The 21,602-nt window shown below is 55.3% G+C and carries 22 protein-coding genes; 5 read left to right on the top strand and 17 right to left on the bottom strand.

Annotated features, from left to right (window positions below; translation table 11 throughout):
- Positions 1–4 precede the first annotated feature (4 nt).
- The 4 genes from J7380_RS19000 to paaZ all read right to left on the bottom strand — a co-directional run bounded on the left by J7380_RS19000 (position 5) and on the right by paaZ (position 4,767).
- Positions 5–889, bottom strand: coding sequence for an SGNH/GDSL hydrolase family protein (locus J7380_RS19000; protein ID WP_209197994.1), 885 nt, complete (start codon positions 887–889; stop codon positions 5–7).
- A 22-nt stretch (positions 890–911) separates the two neighbouring features.
- Positions 912–1,751, bottom strand: a complete 840-nt coding sequence (locus J7380_RS19005; protein WP_209197996.1) for an SGNH/GDSL hydrolase family protein — start codon at positions 1,749–1,751, stop codon at positions 912–914.
- A gap of 155 nt (positions 1,752–1,906) precedes the next feature.
- Complete coding sequence (locus J7380_RS19010) at positions 1,907–2,644, bottom strand: hypothetical protein (protein ID WP_209197998.1); 738 nt, start codon at positions 2,642–2,644, stop codon at positions 1,907–1,909.
- Between the two features lie 83 nt (positions 2,645–2,727).
- Complete coding sequence (paaZ, locus tag J7380_RS19015) at positions 2,728–4,767, bottom strand: phenylacetic acid degradation bifunctional protein PaaZ (protein WP_209198000.1); 2,040 nt, start codon at positions 4,765–4,767, stop codon at positions 2,728–2,730.
- A 370-nt stretch (positions 4,768–5,137) separates the two neighbouring features.
- Here paaZ and paaI point away from each other — a divergent pair, with 370 nt between their 5' ends.
- From paaI to J7380_RS19030, 3 genes are read left to right on the top strand one after another with little or no spacing between them, the layout of a single operon-like run.
- Positions 5,138–5,563, top strand: a complete 426-nt coding sequence (gene paaI, locus J7380_RS19020) for a hydroxyphenylacetyl-CoA thioesterase PaaI (RefSeq protein ID WP_209198002.1) — start codon at positions 5,138–5,140, stop codon at positions 5,561–5,563.
- An 11-nt stretch (positions 5,564–5,574) separates the two neighbouring features.
- Positions 5,575–6,876: a phenylacetate--CoA ligase PaaK gene (paaK, locus tag J7380_RS19025; RefSeq protein WP_209198011.1), complete on the top strand. Its 1,302-nt coding sequence runs from the start codon at positions 5,575–5,577 to the stop codon at positions 6,874–6,876.
- A gap of 4 nt (positions 6,877–6,880) precedes the next feature.
- Positions 6,881–7,489, top strand: a complete 609-nt coding sequence (locus tag J7380_RS19030) for a TetR/AcrR family transcriptional regulator (RefSeq protein WP_209198013.1) — start codon at positions 6,881–6,883, stop codon at positions 7,487–7,489.
- Here J7380_RS19030 and J7380_RS19035 read toward each other — a convergent pair.
- The 5 genes from J7380_RS19035 to paaA are packed head-to-tail and all read right to left on the bottom strand — an operon-like array spanning position 7,486 to position 11,080.
- Entirely contained in the window at positions 7,486–8,553 is a 1,068-nt protein-coding gene (locus tag J7380_RS19035) for a ferredoxin--NADP reductase (RefSeq protein WP_209198015.1), read from the bottom strand. The genes J7380_RS19030 and J7380_RS19035 overlap by 4 nt on opposite strands.
- A gap of 9 nt (positions 8,554–8,562) precedes the next feature.
- A complete protein-coding gene (gene paaD, locus J7380_RS19040) occupies positions 8,563–9,024 on the bottom strand; it encodes a 1,2-phenylacetyl-CoA epoxidase subunit PaaD (RefSeq protein ID WP_170356502.1) in 462 nt (153 codons plus the stop codon).
- 2 nt (positions 9,025–9,026) lie between these two features.
- Positions 9,027–9,791, bottom strand: coding sequence for a 1,2-phenylacetyl-CoA epoxidase subunit PaaC (gene paaC, locus J7380_RS19045; RefSeq protein WP_209198023.1), 765 nt, complete (start codon positions 9,789–9,791; stop codon positions 9,027–9,029).
- The gene (paaB, locus tag J7380_RS19050) at positions 9,791–10,081 is read right to left on the bottom strand and encodes a 1,2-phenylacetyl-CoA epoxidase subunit PaaB (protein WP_209198025.1); all 291 of its coding nucleotides are present in this window, start codon (positions 10,079–10,081) and stop codon (positions 9,791–9,793) included. Before paaB ends, paaC begins: the two co-directional genes overlap by 1 nt.
- Positions 10,082–10,084: 3 nt before the next feature.
- Positions 10,085–11,080 (bottom strand): 1,2-phenylacetyl-CoA epoxidase subunit PaaA, encoded by a 996-nt coding sequence (gene paaA, locus J7380_RS19055; protein WP_209198032.1) that lies wholly within the window; start codon positions 11,078–11,080, stop codon positions 10,085–10,087.
- A gap of 534 nt (positions 11,081–11,614) precedes the next feature.
- Here paaA and J7380_RS20455 point away from each other — a divergent pair.
- Both J7380_RS20455 and J7380_RS19065 read left to right on the top strand, forming a co-directional pair.
- A complete protein-coding gene (locus tag J7380_RS20455) occupies positions 11,615–12,085 on the top strand; it encodes a DUF2520 domain-containing protein (RefSeq protein ID WP_348539129.1) in 471 nt (156 codons plus the stop codon).
- 139 nt (positions 12,086–12,224) lie between these two features.
- Positions 12,225–15,014 carry a bifunctional aconitate hydratase 2/2-methylisocitrate dehydratase gene (locus tag J7380_RS19065; RefSeq protein WP_209198036.1) on the top strand — a complete coding sequence of 930 codons (2,790 nt, stop codon included), beginning with the start codon at positions 12,225–12,227 and terminating at the stop codon, positions 15,012–15,014.
- Between the two features lie 63 nt (positions 15,015–15,077).
- On the opposite strand, the gene J7380_RS19070 is transcribed toward J7380_RS19065, so the two are convergent.
- The 8 genes from J7380_RS19070 to J7380_RS19105 form a co-directional block, all read right to left on the bottom strand.
- Entirely contained in the window at positions 15,078–15,836 is a 759-nt protein-coding gene (locus tag J7380_RS19070) for a methyltransferase (protein WP_209198044.1), read from the bottom strand.
- Positions 15,833–16,453: a pimeloyl-ACP methyl esterase BioG family protein gene (locus tag J7380_RS19075; protein ID WP_209198051.1), complete on the bottom strand. Its 621-nt coding sequence runs from the start codon at positions 16,451–16,453 to the stop codon at positions 15,833–15,835. The genes J7380_RS19070 and J7380_RS19075 overlap by 4 nt, the downstream gene beginning before the upstream one ends.
- Positions 16,450–17,736, bottom strand: a complete 1,287-nt coding sequence (gene bioA / locus J7380_RS19080) for an adenosylmethionine--8-amino-7-oxononanoate transaminase (RefSeq protein ID WP_209198058.1) — start codon at positions 17,734–17,736, stop codon at positions 16,450–16,452. The genes J7380_RS19075 and bioA overlap by 4 nt, the downstream gene beginning before the upstream one ends.
- Entirely contained in the window at positions 17,733–18,353 is a 621-nt protein-coding gene (bioD, locus tag J7380_RS19085) for a dethiobiotin synthase (RefSeq protein WP_209198060.1), read from the bottom strand. Before bioD ends, bioA begins: the two co-directional genes overlap by 4 nt.
- Positions 18,350–19,456, bottom strand: a complete 1,107-nt coding sequence (locus tag J7380_RS19090; RefSeq protein ID WP_247742654.1) for an 8-amino-7-oxononanoate synthase — start codon at positions 19,454–19,456, stop codon at positions 18,350–18,352. Before J7380_RS19090 ends, bioD begins: the two co-directional genes overlap by 4 nt.
- Positions 19,457–19,479: 23 nt before the next feature.
- Positions 19,480–20,460: a biotin synthase BioB gene (gene bioB / locus J7380_RS19095; RefSeq protein WP_209198064.1), complete on the bottom strand. Its 981-nt coding sequence runs from the start codon at positions 20,458–20,460 to the stop codon at positions 19,480–19,482.
- Positions 20,461–20,599: 139 nt separating this feature from the next.
- Positions 20,600–20,839, bottom strand: a complete 240-nt coding sequence (locus tag J7380_RS19100) for a plastocyanin/azurin family copper-binding protein (RefSeq protein ID WP_209198066.1) — start codon at positions 20,837–20,839, stop codon at positions 20,600–20,602.
- A 101-nt stretch (positions 20,840–20,940) separates the two neighbouring features.
- Complete coding sequence (locus J7380_RS19105) at positions 20,941–21,462, bottom strand: DUF4142 domain-containing protein (protein WP_209198068.1); 522 nt, start codon at positions 21,460–21,462, stop codon at positions 20,941–20,943.
- Positions 21,463–21,602: the final 140 nt, after the last annotated feature.

The following is a 21,602-nucleotide window of genomic DNA, read 5'->3' on the forward strand; positions in this document are numbered from 1 at the left end:
GGATTCAGCTTTGTTCCTTAGTCGGCGAAATTTGCGTGAAGATCGCCGTACAAATCTGATCCATTTCTAGGGCAAAGAAGTTTTTGGCTGCAGCTTCGTTCGGATGATACGGATCTTTCACCAAGCCTTTTTTGTTCAGACGAAAATACTCTTTGTTCCCTTGATTGGCGGCGACAGTTTCCGGCGTGGATCCCGGCACAAACGAACAACGCAAGCCTGATGTTTTGAAGGCGTCCATCAGGTTCTTTTGCGCCCGCAACCTTAGGTCTACGATTTTCTTTTTGTAGGCCGGGGCGGTGGTCATGAAAATACAGGGTAGGTCAGGTGGAAGTTGGGTTTTCAACTTTTGAACATCGCGGATTGCAGCCTCGGGGCTGTTGGCCCAGCGTTTGGCGGAATTGCCCAGAAAAGACATCAGGATCAGCTTTGGGTCGTAGTAATCGTCGCGCAACATCTCTTCCAGCGGCGACGTGTTTGCTGCACAAAACTGGTAGTCGCGCCCTTCGCCAATCTGGACGTATTTGTTGCCGGACTTGTTTACGAAACCATAAGCCCCCGCATTAACCCGCCATTTTGGATCAACCTTGCAGATCGTATCCTTACCCTTGCCGGATCGTGCCGTCCACGATGGTATAGAGCTGGAGCGCACACCGATTACACCGACCCGCATTTTTCCAAGTCGCTCAAGATGCTGCTTTTGCTCGGCGTTCGGTTTGCAATGAGTTTTGATATTACTGAAGAACTCCAGGAATGCAGGCCCCGAGCCGAACGATATCTGACTGTCCCCGATGATCAGTATTTCAGGCGAGTCAAACGGCTCGGCACTGACCGGAAGTGCTTGCAAAAGAAGGGCAATGGCCATGCCCGCGGCTTTGTTCAGAAACTGCATGTTTCCCCCTTATGCGGTTTCTCTATTTCAGGGCTTCGAAGATCGCATTGCAGAAATCGACCGTGTTGATCTTCAAAAACTGGCGAATTGCAGCCGGACTTGGATGATGCGGATCTTTGACACGACCGGCGTCGTTGCGGCGAAAATATTTTGGTTTTCCCTCAATGGCCGCGCGCGTCTTTGCATTAAACCCTTCGACGGCGATACACTGGGCATCTGCACGCTCGAACGCTCGGGCAATGGCCGTTTGAGCTTTCATCCGCTTGTCGTTTGTTTTTTTCAGGTAGACCGGCGCGCTTGAGATAAAGACGCAAGGCATATCCTTGGGCACCTGTTCCAGAGTCTTGGACACATCCTGTGCGACCGCTTCTGGTGAGTTTGCCCAGCGATCGGCCGAGTTGCCCAGAAAAGTCAGGACCAACAAACCGGGATCATAGTAGTTTTCGGCAAACATAGCCTCAAACGCGGTCTGTTTGGGTTTGCAGAACTGATAAGATGGACCTTTTCCGATCTGGATGAAAACACGATCAGGGTTTCCATCGATCCCATAGGCACCAGCGTTAACACCAAATTTCTTGTCTACATCGCAGATCGCACCGCGTGTCGGCCCGCTGACGGATGTCCAAGATTGCAACGAGGTGGACCGTACACCGATCGCAGCCGTTTGACGCGCGCCAAGCTTTTCCAGCAACCGAGTGCGTTCTGCTGTCATATTGCAGCGTTGTGGCAAGTCTTGGAAGAACCGGGTGTATTCCTTTCCTGCCCCAAAAGAAATCTGACTGTCGCCCAGCACCAAAATGTCGGGTTGCGCCAGCGCAGGCACTGAGCCCAGCGACAGTATTGCCGCAAGCGCAGTGCGCAAGATTGATCGTCCCATGTGTGTCACGCGGCTACCCTCGATGAGAACCAACTGTGCATCCAAAACCTAACTGATCAGTAAAACATGGCCTAACCGGCGATGAAATACCAATCAAGACCCGGTTACAGTTAGCAGAGCTGCTCAGATTAGAGCGTGAATTATCGGGAAAATCGTTCCGGCGACAAGTTGGGCAACGCGGACAGTAGATCGGTGACCCTACCGTGGCACAGTGCCAGCGGTCCATTTGGATTTATGGAAATATGGGCCCATACGGCAGGGCGCAGTGCCATTTTCCGCCAGTGGTGCAAAAGCATCAGTCGTATCGCAGCTTGGGGCAAGGATTGCATGCAGTGAATTTCGGCAAAACCTGCAAGGTCAAAGATGCGCGACGCCTGACGCAGAACCTTGTCCTGCACAAGACCGCTCGCGAACCACTCGGGCGGAGGGTAGTCATCAAACTTTAGCGTCACAACGTTTTCGGCTTTGGCAGCAGCTGAGGCGGGCATCAGAACCAGCGCTTTGTCCATTGGAATCGATAAGGGTGGCGCTGCGAATCCCTGACGAACCCAGCAGATTACCCAGCCTTCGGGGTATTTGGCATCTTGACGATATACATCCTCATAGGCGGCCCGGGTTTCTGATAGGCCATGTGAAGAAAGGCGATAGGTAACTTCGCGCCCCGATTTTGTTGACTCGATCCAGCCGTCTTTTCTAAGGCGATGCAAGGCGACACGCATGGCTTCGGTTTTGATCCCAACACGACCAAGTAGCAGCCCCAAGTCTTTGCCTGTAATTTCCTTGCCATTCATGTCACCGAATACGGTAACGATCAGCGACCAGGTCTTGATCGGTTCCAACGCAACAAGTTCTTCAATCAGTTTTTCGGCTGAATTCAAATCAAGGTTTCCAAATGGCCGGTTCGCAGGCTGGCCTATTGGATATCATGCCAATGTCTTGTGTGGCCACGGAAAACCGATGCTCAACCTCGGGAATATGCGTTCATTGTCAGAAGATCGTACTCGGCTGCCCGGTCGCCATTCTGGTTTGTCAGTGTCACATGCCAGCGAACCTCGCCATAGTCTTGGTTGCGCGTGGTTTTCTGCTTGACCGTCAGATGAACTTGAATGCTGTCTCCGGCTTGCACGGGCTTAAGGAACCTCAGATTGTCGAGCCCGGTATTCGCCAGAACTGGCCCTTCATCTGGTTGCACGAACAACCCCGCAGCGAAGCTGAGTAACAGATACCCATGTGCCACCCGTCCCGGGAAAAACGGGTTCCGCTTTGCGGCAGCTTCGTCCATGTGTGCATAGAACGTATCGCCGGTGAAATGTGCGAAAGTTTCAATGTCGGCCAAAGAGATTTCTCGGGACGCGGTGTGTAACGTCTCACCTATTTCCAGTTCATGGAAGGTGCGGGTAAAGGGGTGGGCATCGCGGGTGATCTCTGCTGAGCCAGCCGTCCATTTTCGGCTAATCCGCGTCAGAATATCGGGGCTGCCCTGAACCGCAGTGCGCTGCATGTAGTGCAGTACGCCCCGAACGCCTCCCAGCTCTTCGCCGCCGCCCGCGCGTCCTGGGCCACCATGCACCATGTGCGGCAGCGGAGAGCCATGGCCTGTGCTTTCGTTCATAGATTGTCGGTTGTTGAAGTACAGTCGGCCGTGAAACGCGCCCGCACCCAAGGCGGCTTGTCGGGCAAAGTCGCCGTCGTTGGTGATGACCGAGGCAACAAGGCTGCCTTTGCCCTTGTTGGTCAGGCGAAGGGCATGATCAAGATCGCGGTAAGGCATGACGGTCGAAACCGGACCAAAGGCTTCGACACCATGAACGTATTGCGCTGTATCTGGGGTCTCGCAATAAAACAGCATGGGTGGCACGAACGCGCCTTTTTTTCGGTCCGCACCCGAAACCTGAAATTTTTCTGGGTGGCCAAATACGCGAGTCGCATCCTGCTCGATCAGGGCGGCCTTCTGCAAAACGTCCCGGCGTTGCGCCTGAGAGACCAGCGGCCCCATCTGCGTCGCCGTGTCCGAGGGATCGCCTATAATTGTCCGCTCAAGGGTTTTCCGCAACGCTGTAATCACCGCTTCGACCTGTGGTTCAGGCACAATAATCCGACGAATGGCAGTGCATTTCTGCCCAGCCTTTGCCGTCATCTCGTGGGTAATTTCCTTGATGAATAGGTCGAATTCGGGCGTGCCTGCTTCCGCATCGGGTCCGAGAATTGAGGCATTCAGGCTGTCTTGCTCGGCAACAAAACGGGTTGCGTTATGCAAAATGCTCGGTGTGCTACGCAGTTTAAGAGCCGTTTGCGCCGAGCCAGTAAAGCTGATCACATCTTGCGATCCGACGTGGTCTAGCAGCGCACCAATATCGCCCGAGATCAGCTGTACCGCACCATCTGGCAACAAGCCGCTTTCGAGCATGATGCGAACACATAACTCGGTTACGTAACAGGTGGCTGTCGCCGGTTTGACGATTGCCGGCACCCCGGCCAGTAAGGTGGGCGCAAGCTTTTCCAGCATGCCCCAGACCGGAAAATTGAAGGCATTGATGTGGATAGCGGCGCCCGTCAACGACGTGCAGATATGTTGCCCCAAAAAGGTTCCACTGCGGGACAGCTGCTCGATATTGCCATCCAGATAGATCGTATCATCTGGCATCTCACGCCGACCTTTGCTGGCAAAAACCAGCAACGTGCCGATCCCCCCATCAAAGTCGATCAGGTGATCCTTGTGCGTAGACCCGGTCGCGAAAGAGGCGTCATAAAGTGCCTTTTTGTGCTGGCCCAAATGCAGCGCAAGCGCCTTCAGCATGCGGGCTCGATCATGGAAAGTCATGGCCCTCAACGCTGAACCGCCTTTGGAACGCGCATATTCCAGCATGGCTTGGGTGTCCAAAGCACTGTTGCCTGCCCGGGCAATCAAGTCTCCGGTCACCGCCGAGTGGATATCCCGCGCGGCGCTGTCACAGCCAATCCATTGACCGGCTACATAACTTTCAACGTTCTGAACTGCCATTTCGGGACCTCTACAATGGTGTCGTTCATTAATTGACCAACCGGACGGTTTATGAAATGTTTAAATTGAAGGTTGCTTAAGATCAAGGAGTATACGGTGCTTGCCACGCGACACGCAGGTTGGAACGGGTTCACGGTGAATCGACCTGATCAGATGAGCAATTTGACCAATGAAATGCACCGTATCTTTCGCGATGCCTTGAATTGCGCGAATGCTGCGCACAACGTTTTGATCAGTGAGACGAGGCAGCAGCGCATTGCACCAGTCGCCTATGCCGTAAACAGCTTGGCTGTCAGGACAAGACGATCATCGCCTTGGCGTGTGGTATCGTAGTGGTGACGGATACGGCCAAAAGCCCAAGGGTACAGTTATGACGCCCAAGGAACGTGCGGAACAGGCGGCCCGAACGATGTGGGGTAATGATCAGGCAAGCCCTTGGGTGGGAATGCAGATCGAAGCAGTGGATGAAGGGCAGGCGGTTCTGACGCTGACAGTAGAAAAGCACCACACCAACGGGCACGGCATTTGTCATGGAGGCGTGATCTATATGCTGGCCGATAGTGCATTCGCGTTTGCCTGCAACAGCCGGAACCAATCGACGGTCGCGCAACACAACTCAATTTCCTACATCGCGCCCGGTCAGTTGGGTGATCGCCTGACCGCAACAGCGACCGAGGTCAGCCTGACTGGGCGGAGCGGTATTTATGATGTGACCGTGGTCAATCAGACCAACACAGTTGTAGCAGTGTTTCGCGGTTGCTCTCGGGCGGTGCGCGGTCACGTGTTCGAGGAATAGCGGAGGAGTTCATGAAAGACCTAACACCGGCCCGAAACACGCTTGATCCGATAGAGATTGCTTCCATCGACGAAATCAGAAGCCTGCAGTTGGACCGTCTGAGATGGTCTTTGAGCAACGCTTACGAAAACGTTCCGATGTATCGCCAACGATTCGATGCGGCGGGGGTCCATCCGGATGATCTGCGATCTCTAAGCGACCTGTCGATATTCCCGTTTACGCACAAAGACGATCTGCGTGCCAACTATCCATTTGGGCTTTTCGCTGTTCCTCGGGAAGAAATCGTGCGGGTCCATGCATCATCCGGGACGACGGGTAAACCCACGGTGGTGGGCTATACGCTGAAAGATATTGATAACTGGGCCGGACTTGTGGCGCGATCCATGCGGGCCAGCGGTACCAAACCAGGAGGAATAGTGCACATCGCCTATGGCTATGGCCTGTTCACAGGGGGGCTGGGCGCGCATTACGGGGCCGAGCGTCTGAACTGCACGGTCGTTCCGGTTTCCGGCGGTATGACAGAACGACAAGTGATGCTGATACAGGACTTCAAGCCCAGCACGATCATGGTCACTCCGTCCTATATGCTGAACATACTGGAGCAGTTTCACGCGGCTGGTATTGATCCGCGCGATACCTCGTTGGATGTGGGAATCTTTGGCGCCGAACCCTGGACGAACGCAATGAGGGCAGAGGTCGAGGATGCTTTCGACATGCATGCCGTCGACATCTATGGCCTGTCCGAAATCATGGGGCCAGGCGTTGCAAATGAGTGCGTCGAGACCAAGGACGGGCTGCATATCTGGGAGGACCACTTCTACCCGGAAATCATTGACCCGGAGACGGGTGAAGTGCTGCCAGATGGCGAGCTGGGTGAGCTGGTCTTTACGACCCTGACCAAAGAGGGCATGCCAATGATCCGCTATCGCACTCGCGATCTGACGCGGCTTTTGCCGGGAACGGCGCGATCAATGCGGAGAATGGAGAAAATCACCGGTCGATCCGATGACATGATCATCCTGAGGGGCGTTAACGTCTTTCCGACCCAGATCGAAGAGCTTGTTCTGGCAGCCCCGGATCTGGCGCCGCATTTCCAAATAGAGCTATCCCGCACGGGCCGGATGGACGATATGACAGTACGCGTTGAAACCGGCGCGCCAGAGGACATGCGCGAAGGTATCGCCGGGGCCTTGTCCAAGAAGATTAAAGACACCATAGGGATCGGCGTATCGGTGAATGTTGGTGCTCCGGGCAGTGTTGAGCGCAGTCAGGGCAAAGCCCGTCGAGTAGTTGACAACAGGCCAAAGGAGTAAACCCGTGGCGCGGACGATCGCTAAGGACCATGACAAGAAGCGTCAGAGCATCCTCGCGGTGGCTGCAAATGTGTTCGCCCATGAAGGCATCGCACGGGCTTCGATGAATCAGGTTGCCAAAGCTGCGGGTATATCGAAGGCGAATATTTACCATTACTATGACAGCAAAGAAGCACTGCTGTTCGACATTCTGGATACTTATCTGTCCGAGTTGAAGAACCGCGTCTCGGCAGTTGATCTGGACGGGTATCCGCCAGAAGAACAGTTGCATTTGATCCTGCGCGAATATCTGCTGGCCTATGAAGGGATGGATTACGAACACACCATTCAAAGCGAAGGTGTCTCTCTGCTGCCCGAGCATATGCAGAAGGTGCTTAAAGCCTATCAAAAAGACATGGTGGCGCAGATGAGCAACATTCTGAACGCGATCAGTGGTGGCAAACTGCAAGACGATGGCAGCCTGCTGCGTGAGGTGACCATGTCCGTTTTTGGAATGCTGAACTGGTATTACATGTGGCATCCAAAGGCGACACGTGCTGATCGCGAAGGATATGCCAAAACAGTTGCCCGTTTCACCGTGGCGGGCTTGCCCGGAGTGTTAGGCAACGCTTAGTGCCCCGCTTCATCATAATCCCAAACAACTTTCTCTGATACTGCAAAGCACTGACAGGTCAGAACAAAACCGGCTTCAACCTCGTAATCCTCAAGGGCGTGATTGGCGACCATTTCAACCTCACCTTCAAGGACCTTGGCCTTGCAGGTCGAACAAACACCCGCTTTGCAGGCGTGGGGCGCATCCAAGTTTTCGGCCAAAGCCGATTCCAGCAAGCTTGTGTCTTTAGGTATGACAAGGCTTCTGGTTTCACCGCCCAACGTGACGCGACCTTTGACGCCGCCTGTTTCGGTGGCTTTTGAGACAGCGCGTTTTCTGGCGCGCCCGGGTTGAGACGACGCGAAAAGTTCGAAACGAATTTGGTCCTTTCGCAATCCATGATCCTTAAGCGCCTGTGAAATGGCCAGCATCATTGGCTCGGGCCCGCAGATGTAAGCCATCGAGACCGATTTAATGTCGATCCAGTGTCGAAACAGATCGGCGCATTTGGTTTGATCGACCCGGCCTTTGAACAATTCAATGTCCTGGCTGTCATCCTCAAGAACGTGGACGATGTTCAGCCGATGAAGATAGCGGTTTTTCAGGTCCTCAAGCTCTTCCCGGAACATGATCGTATTTGGTGTGCGGTTTGCGTAGACCAAAGTGAACCGTGTCGATGCGTCCTCGGACAGGGCGGTCTTGAGAATGGACAGGACCGGAGTGATACCCGAGCCGCCAGCAAATGCCAGATAATGCGGCGCGTCGTCTTCGACTGCGGCATGAAAGTTGCCCATGGGAGGCATGGCGTCCATTACGTCCCCAACCTGCAGTTCGGTATTGGCCCATGTTGAAAACGCCCCGCCATCCACACTTTTGATCCCAACCTGCAGGATACCTTCATGCGGTGCCGCGCAGATAGAGTACGACCGGCGCAGTTCCTCGCCCTCGAAATCCCGTTTGAAGGTTAGGTACTGACCAGGTGCGAAACCAAACTCTGCCGCGTTTTCAGCTTGCAAAGTGACCACCACGGCGTCGCGGATGGTCTTTTGAATATCGGTGACTTTCAGAGGGTGGAAGTTGGTCATATCGGGACCTCAGATACACTTGAAATAGTCGAAGGGTTCCATGCAATCCTGACATCGCCATTGGGCCTTGCAGGGGGTAGAGCCAAACTGGCTGATTTTTTCGACCCGCTTGGATTTGCAATGGGGGCATCGTTTGGGGCCACCCGCGGCTTGGGGTGGGGCAATCCCGAATTCTTCCAGCCGGGCGCGGCCTTTTTCGGATAACCAGTCAGTCGTCCACGCAGGTGCGATCCGGGTTTGGATGTCCAGCTTGCCGATGCCGTTTTTTGCAAGTTCGGTTTCGATGTCCAGCGCGATAACAGCCATGGCCGGGCAACCGGAATAGGTCGGTGTGATCGTCACAGTCACATGGTCCTGCGCGACCTGCACCTCGCGGATCACGCCGAGATCCACAACCGAGATGACTGGGATTTCAGGGTCAGGCACGGTGTCGAGCCAATCCCAGACCTGAGCCTCGGTCACCGCCATCATCGTCACCACGTTGCGCCTGGATACGAGCGTTGCAGGGTTTGCATCACGGCCAGCATATGACCCAGGTGTTCAGTGTGCCGAAATCCGGTTCGCCCCCCTTTTTGGGCGTAGTCGCCTTCCGGCAAAGTCAAGCACGCCTGCGCAAGCACGGTCTGTACGGTTTCAAGCCACAGTGGTTTTATTTCTGAAGGCAACGGCGCGACACCCGCTGTCGCCATGGCGTGATCGGTTTCGTCATCGACAAAGACTTCACCACTATACGGCCACAGGAAGGTAAGCGCTTCATCCATGCGCTTGTTGCTTTCCGCGGTGCCGTCCCCCAAGGCGATTACCGTGTGAGAAGACCTGTCCAAATGATAGAGGGCCTCTTTCAAGCACTTTGAGGCGATTTCACCCACTCGGGTGTCGGTGGAATTTTGCAGTTGCGTCAACCATGGTACTTGAAAGGCGTCATACAGGAATTGCCGCATCTGAGTGCGCCCGAAATCGCCGTTCGGGACCTCAAGCATCAGCAAATTTCGGAAATCATAAACATCACGTAGAAATGCCAGATCGTCGGCAGAGCGTCCGGCCCCTTCGACTTCAGCCGCGTATCCCAGCCACAACTGGGTTTGCCCGATCTGATCCAAGGCCATATTGGCCAGCGCGATATCTTCTTCCAAAATCGGAGCGACCCCACACCATTCCGAGGTTCGATGCCCCAGAACCAAAGCGTTGTCGCCTTGTCTCAGCAGAAACTCGAGCAGTGGTTTTTGCGCCGCGTCCATTACATTTTCCCAACTTCGTCAGGAATGTCGTAGAAAGTGGGGTGCCGGTAAACTTTGTCGCGGGATGGGTCGAACAGGGGCCCTTTGTCCGAAGGGCTGGAGGCCGTGATCTTTGCAGCCTCGACCACCCAGATACTGACGCCTTCGTTGCGGCGCGTATAAACGTCTCGCGCATTCCGTATGGCATGCTCGGCATCTGCCGCGTGCAACGAACCGACGTGCCGGTGGCTCATGCCGTGTTGGCCTCGGATAAAGACTTCCCACAGGGGCCATTCGTTTTGATGTGACATCGACTACTCCGCCGCTTTGGATTTGTTTTGGGCTTTCCGCGCGTGGGCCAGCATGGCATCACGGACCCAGGCGCCATCCTCCCAAGCCTTGCGGCGGGCACTAAGACGCTCGGCATTGCAGGGGCCATTGCCCGAGATCACGTCGAAAAACTCGGACCAGTCTGGTTCACTAAAGTCATAATGCCCGGTTTCTTCGTTCCAGCGCAGGTTCTCGTCGGGAATTGACAACCCCAGAAACTCGGCTTGCGGAACGGTTTCATCGACGAATTTCTGACGCAGCTCATCATTTGTGTTGATCTTGATCCGCCAAGCCATCGATTGAGCGGAATGTACGCTGTCTTTGTCCGACGGACCGAACATCATCAGGGCAGGATACCAGAACCGGTTCAGAGCGTCCTGCGCCATGCGCTTTTGATCGGCGCTACCTTCTTTCGCCATCTTGATCATGATGTGATAGCCTTGGCGCTGGTGAAAGCTTTCTTCTTTGCAAATGCGCACCATTGCCCGCGCGTAAGGGCCATACGAGGTGCGCTGCAACGGCACCTGATTCATGATAGCAGCCCCATCAACCAGCCAACCAACCGCGCCCATATCGGCCCAAGTCAGGGTGGGGTAGTTGAAGATAGACGAATACTTCATCCGCTCCGAGTGCAGCATCTCGACCAGCTCATCCCGGCTGACGCCCAGTGTCTCAGCGGCGCAATAAAGATACAGCCCATGACCTGCCTCATCCTGAACTTTGGCCAGAAGGTTGGCCTTGCGTTCCAAAGTGGGCGCACGGGTGATCCAGTTGCCTTCGGGCAGTTGGCCTACAATTTCAGAATGCGCGTGCTGGCCGATCTGACGGATCAGTGTTTTTCGATAGCTTGCAGGCATATAGTCCTTGGGTTCGATCTTTTCACCGCGGTCGATGCGATCTTGAAATGCCCGATCTTCGGGGCTCATCTCGTCACGAGATTGCACCCCTTTGCCCGTTGATTTTACCATTTGGGCGTACATGGCCTTGTCCTCCTCAAACCCATTCCGCTTGCCTTGATCAATATGTTACAGAAAAGCAAAATGACAAGCAAACTGTAACGTATTTTGTTTGATCAATTCCTATGAGATAGTTGGCGATCATTTTAATAGCTGTTGTGCGTCTTAAAGGGGGGCTCAGAATTGGGCACTACGACTGTTAATCTCATCGGGGCAGGACGGGTTGGCCAGACACTGGCTCGTCTACTACCGGCAACGCAGTCTTATGTTCTGCAGGATGTAAGCAGCCGTCGTCATAAAGCCGCGACAGATGCTGCCGCATTCGGTCGCAACGCGCGGGTTGTTGAGCACTTGGTCGATATGCGGCCAGCAAACATCTGGATACTTGCCGTTCCCGATACGAAGATTGCCGAGGTCGCCAGAGCCTTGAGTGACTCGCACACAGAGAGTGCGTTGCAGGGGTCGCGCCCTGTTGCGCTGCATTGTAGTGGATTTTACCCGGCCGCCCAAATGAATGCCTTAAAGGAATATGGGTGGGGTTTGGCAAGCGCGCATCCAGTGCTTTCATTTTCAGATCCAGAAACTGCAGCATCGCAGTTCTCCGGTGTTCCTTGTGGTATCGAAGGTGACCCATATGCGGCAGGGATCGCTACCTCGTTGTTCGAAGCGATGGGCGCCGAGTGCTTTTCCATCCGCTCGGATGCGAAAAGCCTGTATCACGCTGCTGCGGTCATCTCGAATAACTTTACGGTAGTTCTGCAAGCCTTGGCGCGTGAGGCGTGGGCCGAAGCGGGCGTTTCCGAGGATATGGCAGCACGCCTGAATGACAAGCTGTTGATCGGAACCTGCGAAAACATAACAGCGCAGGGGCCACAGGTCGCGTTGACTGGTCCCGCTGCGCGCGGGGATACTGACGTCGTTGCTCAACAAAACAGAGTCGTGGCCGGGTGGCATCCGACAGCTGGGGAGTTGTATGCACAACTAAGTGATCTGGCCCGGTCCCTTAAATCAAGCGGTAAAACCCGTTAGCGCCACAACCACTGCTTTGGTCTATTGATCCTCAGTGAAAAATAGTATACCGCCGCATACAAAGAGCATCCTGTGGGTCTGGAAAACCAGTCTTTGCCGGGTCTCAAGCTTCTTCTAACGCCTAATCGTCGGGACCGCCATGAGCCTTTACACAGATTATCTCAGTGAAATTGAAACGCGCAAAGAACAGGGTCTGCACCCTAAACCCATTGATGATGGCGCGTTGGTCAAAGAGATCGTTGAGCAGATCAAAGATGCCGGAAACGCGCATCGCGAGGACTCGCTGAACTTTTTCATTTACAACACCCTGCCCGGAACCACGAGCGCCGCAGGTGAAAAGGCTGATTTCCTGAAAGAAATCGTCTTGGGACACACTGTGGTCGACGAAATCTCGGTTCCTTTTGCGTTTGAACTTTTGTCACACATGAAAGGTGGCCCGTCGGTGCGGGTCTTGTTGGACCTTGCTTTGGGCGAAGATGCAGCAATTGCCGAGCAGGCAGCCGAAGTCCTGAAGACTCAGGTTTTCTTGTATGACGCCGATACCGATCGCTTGAAAGAGGCTTTCAAAGCCGGGCATCCCATCGCCAAAGAGATTCTGGAAAGCTACGCCAAGGCTGAATTCTTCACCAAACTGCCCGAAATCGACGAAGAGATCGAAGTTGTCACCTATGTTGCAGCCGAAGGTGATATCTCGACCGACTTGTTGTCGCCCGGCAATCAGGCGCACTCGCGCGCGGATCGGGAACTGCACGGCAAGTGCTTTATCTCGGACAAGGCGCAGCAAGAAGTTGAGGCGCTGAAGCTGCAACACCCCGATAAGCGGGTGATGCTGATTGCCGAGAAAGGCACCATGGGTGTTGGGTCGTCTCGGATGTCGGGCGTCAACAACGTAGCCCTGTGGACGGGTAAGCAGGCGAGCCCCTACGTGCCTTTCGTCAACTTCGCACCTGTTGTCGCAGGCACGAACGGCATTTCCCCGATCTTCCTGACCACTGTTGGCGTGACTGGCGGTATTGGTTTGGACCTGAAGAACTGGGTCAAGAAGGTCGATGAAGACGGGAATGCCATCCTGAACAATGACGGCAACCCGATCCTTGAAGAGCAGTATTCGGTCGCGACCGGTACCGTTCTGAAGATCAACACCAAAAGCCACAAACTGCTGAGCGAAGATGGCGATGAGCTGGTGGACGTGTCGGCCTCGTTCACGCCGCAAAAAGTCGAATTCATGAAGGCCGGTGGGTCTTACGCAATTGTCTTTGGTAAAAAACTGCAGACTTTGGCTGCCGAGACGCTGGGTGTCGAGGCCCCGCTGGTCTTTGCGCCGTCCAAGGAAGTCAGCCATGAAGGTCAGGGCCTGACTGCGGTTGAGAAAATCTTCAACAAGAACGCAGTTGGGGCGACCCCGGGTAAGACCCTGCACGCTGGTTCGGACGTCCGTGTGAAGGTGAATATCGTGGGTTCGCAGGACACCACCGGCCTGATGACCATGCAGGAACTCGAAGCGATGGCCGCAACCGTTGTGGCGCCCAGTGTTGACGGTGCCTATCAGTCGGGCTGTCACACTGCGTCGGTCTGGGATGCCAAAGCTCAGGCCAACACGCCCCGTCTGATGAAGTTCATGAATGATTTCGGCCTTGTTACCGGTCGCGACCCGAAGGGCGTGTATCATTCGATGACCGACGTGATCCACAAGGTTCTGAACGACATCACTGTTGACGACTGGTCGGTGATCATTGGTGGGGACAGCCACACCCGTATGTCCAAAGGTGTGGCGTTCGGCGCGGATTCGGGCACCGTGGCTTTGGCATTGGCGACCGGTGAAGCCTCGATGCCGATCCCCGAGTCAGTAAAAGTGACCTTCAAGGGCAAAATGGCGGACCATATGGACTTCCGCGACGTGGTACACGCCACGCAGGCGCAGATGTTGGAACAGCATGGCGACAATGTCTTCCAGGGCCGTGTGATCGAGGTACATATCGGAACGCTGCTGGCGGATCAGGCCTTTACCTTCACTGACTGGACTGCCGAGATGAAGGCCAAAGCCTCGGTCTGTATTTCGGATGACGATACTCTGATCGGTTCTCTGGAATTGGCTAAATCGCGTATTCAGATCATGATCGACAAGGGTATGGAGCATGAAAGTGGAATGCTGCAGAAGTTGATCGCGATTGCGGATGCCCGCATTGCCGAGATCAAGTCCGGTGAGAAACCCGCTCTGCGTCCCGACGACAACGCGAAGTATTTCGCCGAAGTGGTCGTGGATCTGGATCAGATCGTCGAGCCGATGATCGCGGACCCGGATGTCAACAATGCGGACGTGTCCAAGCGCTACACACACGACACGATCCGCCCGGTATCTTTCTACGGTGGTGACAAGAAAGTTGATCTGGGCTTCGTAGGATCTTGCATGGTGCACAAGGGTGACATGAAGATTGTTGCGCAGATGCTGCGAAACCTCGAAAAAGCGTCGGGGAAGGTAGAGTTCAAAGCCCCGCTGGTGGTGGCCGCCCCGACCTACAACATCATCGATGAGTTGAAGGAAGAAGGCGATTGGGACGTGCTCGAGAAATATTCGGGCTTCGAATTCGACGACCTGTTCCCGAAAGAAAAGGCACGCACCGAGTACGAAAACATCCTGTATCTTGAGCGCCCGGGCTGCAACCTGTGCATGGGCAACCAAGAGAAAGCCGCTAAAGGCGATACGGTTCTGGCGACGTCTACACGCCTGTTCCAAGGTCGCGTTGTGGCCGACGCGCCGGATAAGAAAGGCGAAAGCTTGCTGGCCTCGACCCCGGTCGTGGTGCTGTCGGCCATTCTGGGTCGTACGCCCAAGATCGACGAGTACAAAGCCGCGGTCGAAGGCATTGACCTGACCCGATTTGCGCCTCCCGTTGAAAAACTGGCCAACAGCCGCTCGGCTCATTTCTAAACTCGGCGGGCCGGTCACCAAACTGGTGATCCGGCCCGTTTCTTTCCTTGTCTAATTCGACGTTCAGCGCGCTTTGCGCGCAACAATCCACGTGGCGTGGTACGTCAGACTGACCCCTTCCGGAGTCCGGTGCAGCCTTTCATAGTCATCGCTGAACTGTCTGAGCGTGGCTTTGGTCCATGGTTTTTGGGCCCGGCCATTTACTCCGGTTTTCCGCAGGTGCTGCAGGACATCTCTTGGAGTTGCGAAGAACACGCGCTCCAAAGCTTCCCCGGTATTGATGACCTCCAAACACTCGGTGACGGCCGACGCCATATCCGAGTGATCCATCAGGCCAGGTGCGGCTGCAGACGAACCAATCTGTGCCAATTCGGTGTATTGGCATGGCCCGAACCCGGAAATGGCAAGCCATCCACCGGGCGACAATGCGTTGGCAGCCTGACGCAGAAACTCTGCGGGGTTTTGTAGCCATTGTATCATCGAGGCCGACGCGATTAGGTCAGGCTGCGTCGGCCAGCTGACTTTTGAGGCATCGCCGTACAGAAACTTGGCGCGATGACGGTTTGCGGTTTCTGCGGAGGCGGGTGTCAGGTCGTTAAGCGTTAAAGCGCCACAATCAAAGGTTTCAAGCAGGCGTCGAGTAAGGTGACCTGTGCCGCATCCAAGTTCGAGCGTTTTGCTGAATCGTTCAGGCGCGCCTGCCGCACCAAGGGCTGTCACCAGACGATCCGCGACTCGTGCCTGTTGGCTGGCTTCTCCGTGATAGGAATGAAAACTTCTGCTGAAACTGCGCTGCACCCGATCTGTGGCTTGAAACGTCATGAACACCACTCCGTCCAGTTTTGACCCTTATGAAAAGGGACATGTGGCGCATCCACGCCGCGCACCACGCTTGCCTGGTCCTTCCAGGCGGCTTCTTGTGCAGAGGTTGGAATGATCCGGTCGCGCTGCGGAGCCCAGATACGGTCGAACGAAAGCTCTGGCGCTGGCCCCCGTGCGATAACTGCGTTTAGTTCAGCACGGGCCTGAGGAACGTCGAGAATGGGGACGAGCATGCCCAATCCCGCGCGGCGGCAGAATTTGGAAAAGCTCGCTTCGGTCAGGTTGTCGGCAGTTGCCCTAATCATCTCGGGTGCTATGCCCCGGCGCGGATCAGCTGGGTACAAAGTACCGCCAATAGCAACAAGCCTTGTCGGTCTGACATTAAAATCGTTCACCCAATGGGCGGCCGAAACGACTCCGAAGGAAAATGAAACCAGTGTGACCCGATCATAGTCGGAGGTTTCATGAAGGGGGTCGTCTAGGCGGGTATAATCGTCAATAAACAGTTGATCATGGTCGCTGGAAAGTTGTTGAAACGGGGCAGGGCCCAAAGCCCATCCCCCAAAGATCAGGACCAAGTCTGCAGTACCAGAGCGTGCCAGCCATTGCTTTTTCATGAATGTCCTCGGGCCAGGGAAACCATGGTCTGTGTTACCCGGCTCAGTTCGTCCGAGGAGATTACATAAGGCGGCATACAATAGATGTTGCGTGCAAAGGGGCGCAGCCAAACGCCCGTTTCCGGAGCCAGTTGATGTGCGACCGAAGGATCAACTGGCGATGTCATCTCGATAATACCGATCGCACCCAGCACGCGAACATCCGCAACACCGGGAAGGGTTCGCGCGGGGGCCAATTCTTGTGTCAGCTGATCCGCGATGAATTGAACTTCACCTTGCCAATCCCGGGTCGAAATCTGATCGAGGCTGGCACAAGCCGCAGCACAAGCCAGCGGGTTTGCCATATAGGTCGGTCCATGCATCAGAACACCGGCTTCGCTTTGTCCGATACGATGTGCGACGTTCCGCGTAGTTATCGTCGTTGCCAGCGTGATGTGCCCCCCGGTCAACGCTTTCCCAAGACACAGGATGTCAGGGACTACCCCAGCGTGATCCATCGCAAACAGTTTTCCGGTGCGCCCGAACCCCGTGGCGATCTCGTCGAAGATGACCAAGACGTCATGCTCGCGGCACAACGCGTGCGCGCGCCGCAGCCATTCGGGGTGGTAGAAGTACATTCCGCCTGCGCCTTGGACCACGGGCTCAAGGATAAGCCCTGCGATCTTGTCACCTTGTTCTGACAGCAATTCCTTTAACTCATTGAGGCCATTGGTATCGTCGTTTTCGGACCAGTCGTCGTCAAACTGGATTTTCGGACGCGACAGGAAATGCTGAATTGACAGCGCGCCTCGGAACAGGCCGTGCATCCCGTTGACGGGATCGCAAACGCTCATCGCTTTCCATGTGTCGCCGTGATAGCCGCCGCGAATGGTGGCGAACTCGGTACGTTGGGTTCGGTTTTGCGCCATCTGGTACTGCACCGCCATTTTGAGCGCGACCTCAATGGCAACCGATCCGCTGTCACTGTAGAAGATTCGGTCTAGCCCATCAGGCAGCAAATCGACCAGCTTCCGCCCCAGCTCGATCGCGGGGGCATGCGTCAGCCCACCGAACATGACGTGGGGCATTTGATCTAGTTGCGCCTGCATCGCCGCGATCAGTGCCGGATGACGGTGGCCGTGGATGGCGCACCACCACGAAGACATGGCGTCGATCATTTTTGTCCCATCGTCTCGGGTCAGCCAGACGCCTTCTGCCTCTGTGATTAGATGCATCGGGCCGGGATTGGCGATGTTCGTGTATGGGTGCCACAGGTGGTTGGCGTCAAATTCCAGCGGGGTCAAAGGGCGCTCCGGATTGTGGCGGTGTCGATGGCTTCAAACGCGTCCGACAGTGTTTGGGGAGTCAAGGATGGCAAATGCGGAAGTCGGCCCAGATGCCGGACCGAGCACATCTGGGCAATGGTCTGCTCGACAGGCGGTTCAGCTTCGCCCACGAATGCCACGCCGACCAAATTGCATCCTGCGTTCCGCAACGCCATCACGGACAGGCTGGTGTGATTGATCGTGCCAAGTGCTGTGCGGGCGACCAAAACAACCGGGGCTTTCCATTGCGCGAACAGGTCCAGATAAAAATGTTCACGGTTCAGCGGCACCATCACGCCGCCTGCACCTTCGACGACCAAGAGGCCGTCGACCTGCGGCAGTGCCAACTGATCAAGCGTGATTTCGACGCCCATATCTTCGGCCGACAAATGTGGAGAAGCGGGCAGGGATAGCCGATATGCCTCGGGCAGAGTCTCAGCGCCAGACAAAGCGCGTATGGTTTCTGTGTCGGTCGCGTCTTCCAAGCCGGATTGCACAGGTTTCCAATACCGCGCGCCAAGTGCGGCTGTCAGGCCAGCTGCAAAAACTGTCTTGCCAATGCCGGTATCAGTTCCTGTGACGATGATGGCGCTCATGCGGCTGCTTTCAACTGGTTGGACAAAATGTCGAAAAGGGCAGTGATATCTGCATCGCTGACATTGCCGGTGACGGAGATACGCAAGCGAGATGTCCCGCGTGGAACCGTCGGTGGGCGAATTCCTCGAACGTCGAACCCGTGGGCTTGCATCTCGGACGCGATGCGCATTGTCAAAGCGTCATCGCCCAAGATAATCGGGATGATTTGGCTGTTTAGGCCGGCGTTGGGCAGGCCGATGCGACGGGCGCAGGCATGCGCGAATTGCATTCTGGAGACGGCCGACTGGGTCAGAGTCGCATCACATTGCAATCGTTCAAGCACAGCTTGCAGCAGCGCAGCATTCAGCGGAGAGGGCGCAGTCGCGAAAATAAAGGGTCGGGCACGGTTGATCAGCGTTTCAATCATCACCAGAGGGCCACAGATCAAACCGCCAGCAACCCCCAAACCCTTGCCGCATGTATGCAGCGTGACAAGCTCTGCTTTCAAACCATGGGCCAGCCCCCGTCCGTTGGGTCCAAATACTCCGGTCGCATGGGCTTCGTCGACAACCAGAATGGCATCGAACGCAACAGCGATATCAGCTAGCGCTGTCAGAGGCGCCAGATCACCTTCCATCGAATAGACGCTTTCTACGGCGATCCAGATTTGTCCGGCCCCACCTTTCGCGCGCCACTCCTCAAGGTGACGCCGGGCGTCCTCCACGTCATTATGTTTGAAAGCCCGAGTTTCAGCGCGGCCGAGGCGCATTCCTTCGTGTGCACTGGCATGAACAAGCGCATCATAAAGGATTAGATCTTCGGCTGCGGGCAGAGTCGAAAATATTGCCTGATTTGCCTGAAATCCGCCGCCCATGAACAGAGCAGCCTCGGACTGGAAAAAGCTGGCCGCTGACTGCTCAAGCGCCTCATGTTCCGGGTGGTTGCCGCGTAACAGGCGTGATCCGCCCGACCCGACAGGCACTTGTCGGGCAAGTGCGTTGCGCGCGGCGTCGGCCAGAAACTCGGACTGTGCCAGCCCCAAGTAGTCATTGGAGGCAAAGTCTAAACCCTGCGCTGCGGTCAGGCTACGTCTGCGATGCCGTTCCGTAAGGGTCGCAAGCATCGCGTCAAGGCGATGATGTGCTTTCATTCAGCTGCTTCCCTGCTGCCTTGTCCTGCTACGGTCTCTGACTGCAGGCCGAGTTTTGCGAACAGGATTGCATCTGTATCCTCTTCGGGGTTTTCGGCCGTCAAAAGGGTCTCTCCTACAAAGATCGAGTTTGCGCCTGCAAAGAAACACATGGCCTGCAGTTCATCACTCATGTCGCTGCGCCCGGCGGACAATCGGACATATGAGGTTGGCATCATGATCCGAGCTGTTGCGATCACACGGACGAAATCAATAGGGTCGATCGGTTTGGCATCGGCCAAGGGTGTGTCTTCTTGCGGCATCAACATGTTGATCGGGACCGAGTCCGGAGCCGGGTTCATATTGGCCAGAGTCACAAGCATGTCGACGCGGTCCTGCGTTTCCTCGCCCATGCCGAGGATGCCGCCCGAACACACTTTGATCCCAGCTTCTTGCACGCGGTTCATCGTGTCGATCCGATCCGAGAACGTGCGCGTCGTGATCACTTCGGGGTAATATCGTTCCGACGTGTCGATGTTGTGGTTGTAATAATCCAACCCGGCATCGCGAAGGCGGATTACCTGATTGTCGTCCAGCATTCCCAACGTCATGCAGGTTTCCATTCCCAGTGCCCGGACGCCTTCGACCATGGCAACCAGTGCATCCATGTCGCGATCCTTGGGTTCGCGCCATGCCGCCCCCATACAAAACCGGGTTGCGCCGCCGTCGCGGGCTTGTCGCGCTTGGGTCAGAACACGTTCGACCTCGATCAGTTTGGAGGCCGAAAGTTTTGATCCGTTCCGTGCGGACTGAGAACAATACGCGCAGTCCTCGGCACATCCACCTGTCTTGATCGACAAGAGCTTGGAGGTCTGCACCTTATTGGGATCAAAATGCGTGCGGTGAACGGACTGAGCGCGAAACAACAAGTCCATAAGGGGCAGATCATGCAGGGTCTGAGCGTCTTCGCGGGTCCAGCTCGGCGTGGCAACAGTCATTTTATAGATAAAATCCCATCATCTTGAGGCTGATGTGGATGTTTATAGATAAAAATTTGTATAACAAGCCTCAACGTGGGCATTTGGCGGGTTTCCGACCATCTCAGGCAGATTTGATCACGTAAAACCGGTATTGAACTCAGATAATTTCAATGGTGCCCTTCATATGGGGGTGAAAGGCGCAGAAATACCCAAGCTCCATACCCTCGGTTACAAGGATTTCTGCACTCTGACCTTTAGACAGCTCCTGCGTGTCCCAACCATGTGCGTCAGCTGTGGCCGTGTGTGGCGCGATATCCAGATTGGTCCATTTGATGCGATCTCCGACGTGGACCTTTACCAGCGCGGGCTGAAACTCAAATCGGTGAATCCTGACCATATGTAGTACAGATGCTCGGGATGCTTGCGCGGGCGGGTTAAAAGCGACTGCTGACGCAGCCGCTTGGGTCACAACCTGACGTCGCGATAGCAAGCGCGGCATCAATTCAGCGACTCTACCATCTTTTCGGCATGAACTTCATGGGCCTTGAAAATCTCTAAGCCCTGTTCAAACAACGCTTTGACCTCTGCATTGTCGATGTTCGGGATCATGCTACCCTCGACCAGATCATTAACCGCTTGATGGTACGCAAGTTCATTTGCTGCATATGCCGCATCAAATTCTGCACCGCGCAGCTGTGATAGCGTGTTGATGATCTCTTCCGCGTTGGCATTGAGAGTCTGGCTGAAGGCATTGTCCTGCGCCGTCGCGCCGAGTTTGTTCAGCAACCCAAGCGCCGCTTCGTTCACGGCGGTGTGGTCGCGGATCATGGTATTGGCGAATTCATGGATGTCGGGGTTGTCCGAGAGCGCCAGCGCCAGATGAGCGTACCGTATGTCGATGACATCAGCAGTATAGGCGATATGCGCAAATTCCAGATCGTTCATGCCAGAAACGTCCTGAGCATAGGCTGGTGCTGACAAGATCAAAGCGGTGGCGACGGCAGAGAAGAAGCGGTTCATAAAAGATACTCCATTGCGAATGGTTTGTATCTCCGAGTATCGACGTTCTCTTGTTATTCGACATTGCTCGGCGTCCGAATAACCTTACAGATCGTCCACGAACAGGAACTATCGCGCGGTTGTGACCCGAACTTTATGTG

It is taken from the genome of Ruegeria sp. R8_1 (assembly GCF_017743815.1).
Taxonomy (GTDB): Bacteria; Pseudomonadota; Alphaproteobacteria; order Rhodobacterales; family Rhodobacteraceae; genus Ruegeria; species Ruegeria lacuscaerulensis_A.

Bases quoted from the DNA above. Each gene is read 5' to 3' on its own strand.
- J7380_RS19000 (WP_209197994.1), bottom strand. From the start codon at position 889: ATGCAGTTTCTGAACAAAGCCGCGGGCATGGCCATTGCCCTTCTTTTG.
- paaZ (WP_209198000.1), bottom strand. From the start codon at position 4,767: ATGGCAGTTCAGAACGTTGAAAGTTATGTAGCCGGTCAATGGATTGGC.
- paaI (WP_209198002.1), top strand. From the start codon at position 5,138: ATGACGCCCAAGGAACGTGCGGAACAGGCGGCCCGAACGATGTGGGGT.
- paaK (WP_209198011.1), top strand. From the start codon at position 5,575: ATGAAAGACCTAACACCGGCCCGAAACACGCTTGATCCGATAGAGATT.
- J7380_RS19035 (WP_209198015.1), bottom strand. From the start codon at position 8,553: ATGACCAACTTCCACCCTCTGAAAGTCACCGATATTCAAAAGACCATC.
- paaD (WP_170356502.1), bottom strand. From the start codon at position 9,024: ATGATGGCGGTGACCGAGGCTCAGGTCTGGGATTGGCTCGACACCGTG.
- paaC (WP_209198023.1), bottom strand. From the start codon at position 9,791: ATGGACGCGGCGCAAAAACCACTGCTCGAGTTTCTGCTGAGACAAGGC.
- paaB (WP_209198025.1), bottom strand. From the start codon at position 10,081: ATGTCACATCAAAACGAATGGCCCCTGTGGGAAGTCTTTATCCGAGGC.
- paaA (WP_209198032.1), bottom strand. From the start codon at position 11,080: ATGTACGCCCAAATGGTAAAATCAACGGGCAAAGGGGTGCAATCTCGT.
- J7380_RS19065 (WP_209198036.1), top strand. From the start codon at position 12,225: ATGAGCCTTTACACAGATTATCTCAGTGAAATTGAAACGCGCAAAGAA.
- J7380_RS19070 (WP_209198044.1), bottom strand. From the start codon at position 15,836: ATGACGTTTCAAGCCACAGATCGGGTGCAGCGCAGTTTCAGCAGAAGT.
- J7380_RS19075 (WP_209198051.1), bottom strand. From the start codon at position 16,453: ATGAAAAAGCAATGGCTGGCACGCTCTGGTACTGCAGACTTGGTCCTG.
- bioD (WP_209198060.1), bottom strand. From the start codon at position 18,353: ATGAGCGCCATCATCGTCACAGGAACTGATACCGGCATTGGCAAGACA.
- J7380_RS19090 (WP_247742654.1), bottom strand. From the start codon at position 19,456: ATGCTTGCGACCCTTACGGAACGGCATCGCAGACGTAGCCTGACCGCA.
- bioB (WP_209198064.1), bottom strand. From the start codon at position 20,460: ATGACTGTTGCCACGCCGAGCTGGACCCGCGAAGACGCTCAGACCCTG.
- J7380_RS19100 (WP_209198066.1), bottom strand. From the start codon at position 20,839: ATGGTCAGGATTCACCGATTTGAGTTTCAGCCCGCGCTGGTAAAGGTC.
- J7380_RS19105 (WP_209198068.1), bottom strand. From the start codon at position 21,462: ATGAACCGCTTCTTCTCTGCCGTCGCCACCGCTTTGATCTTGTCAGCA.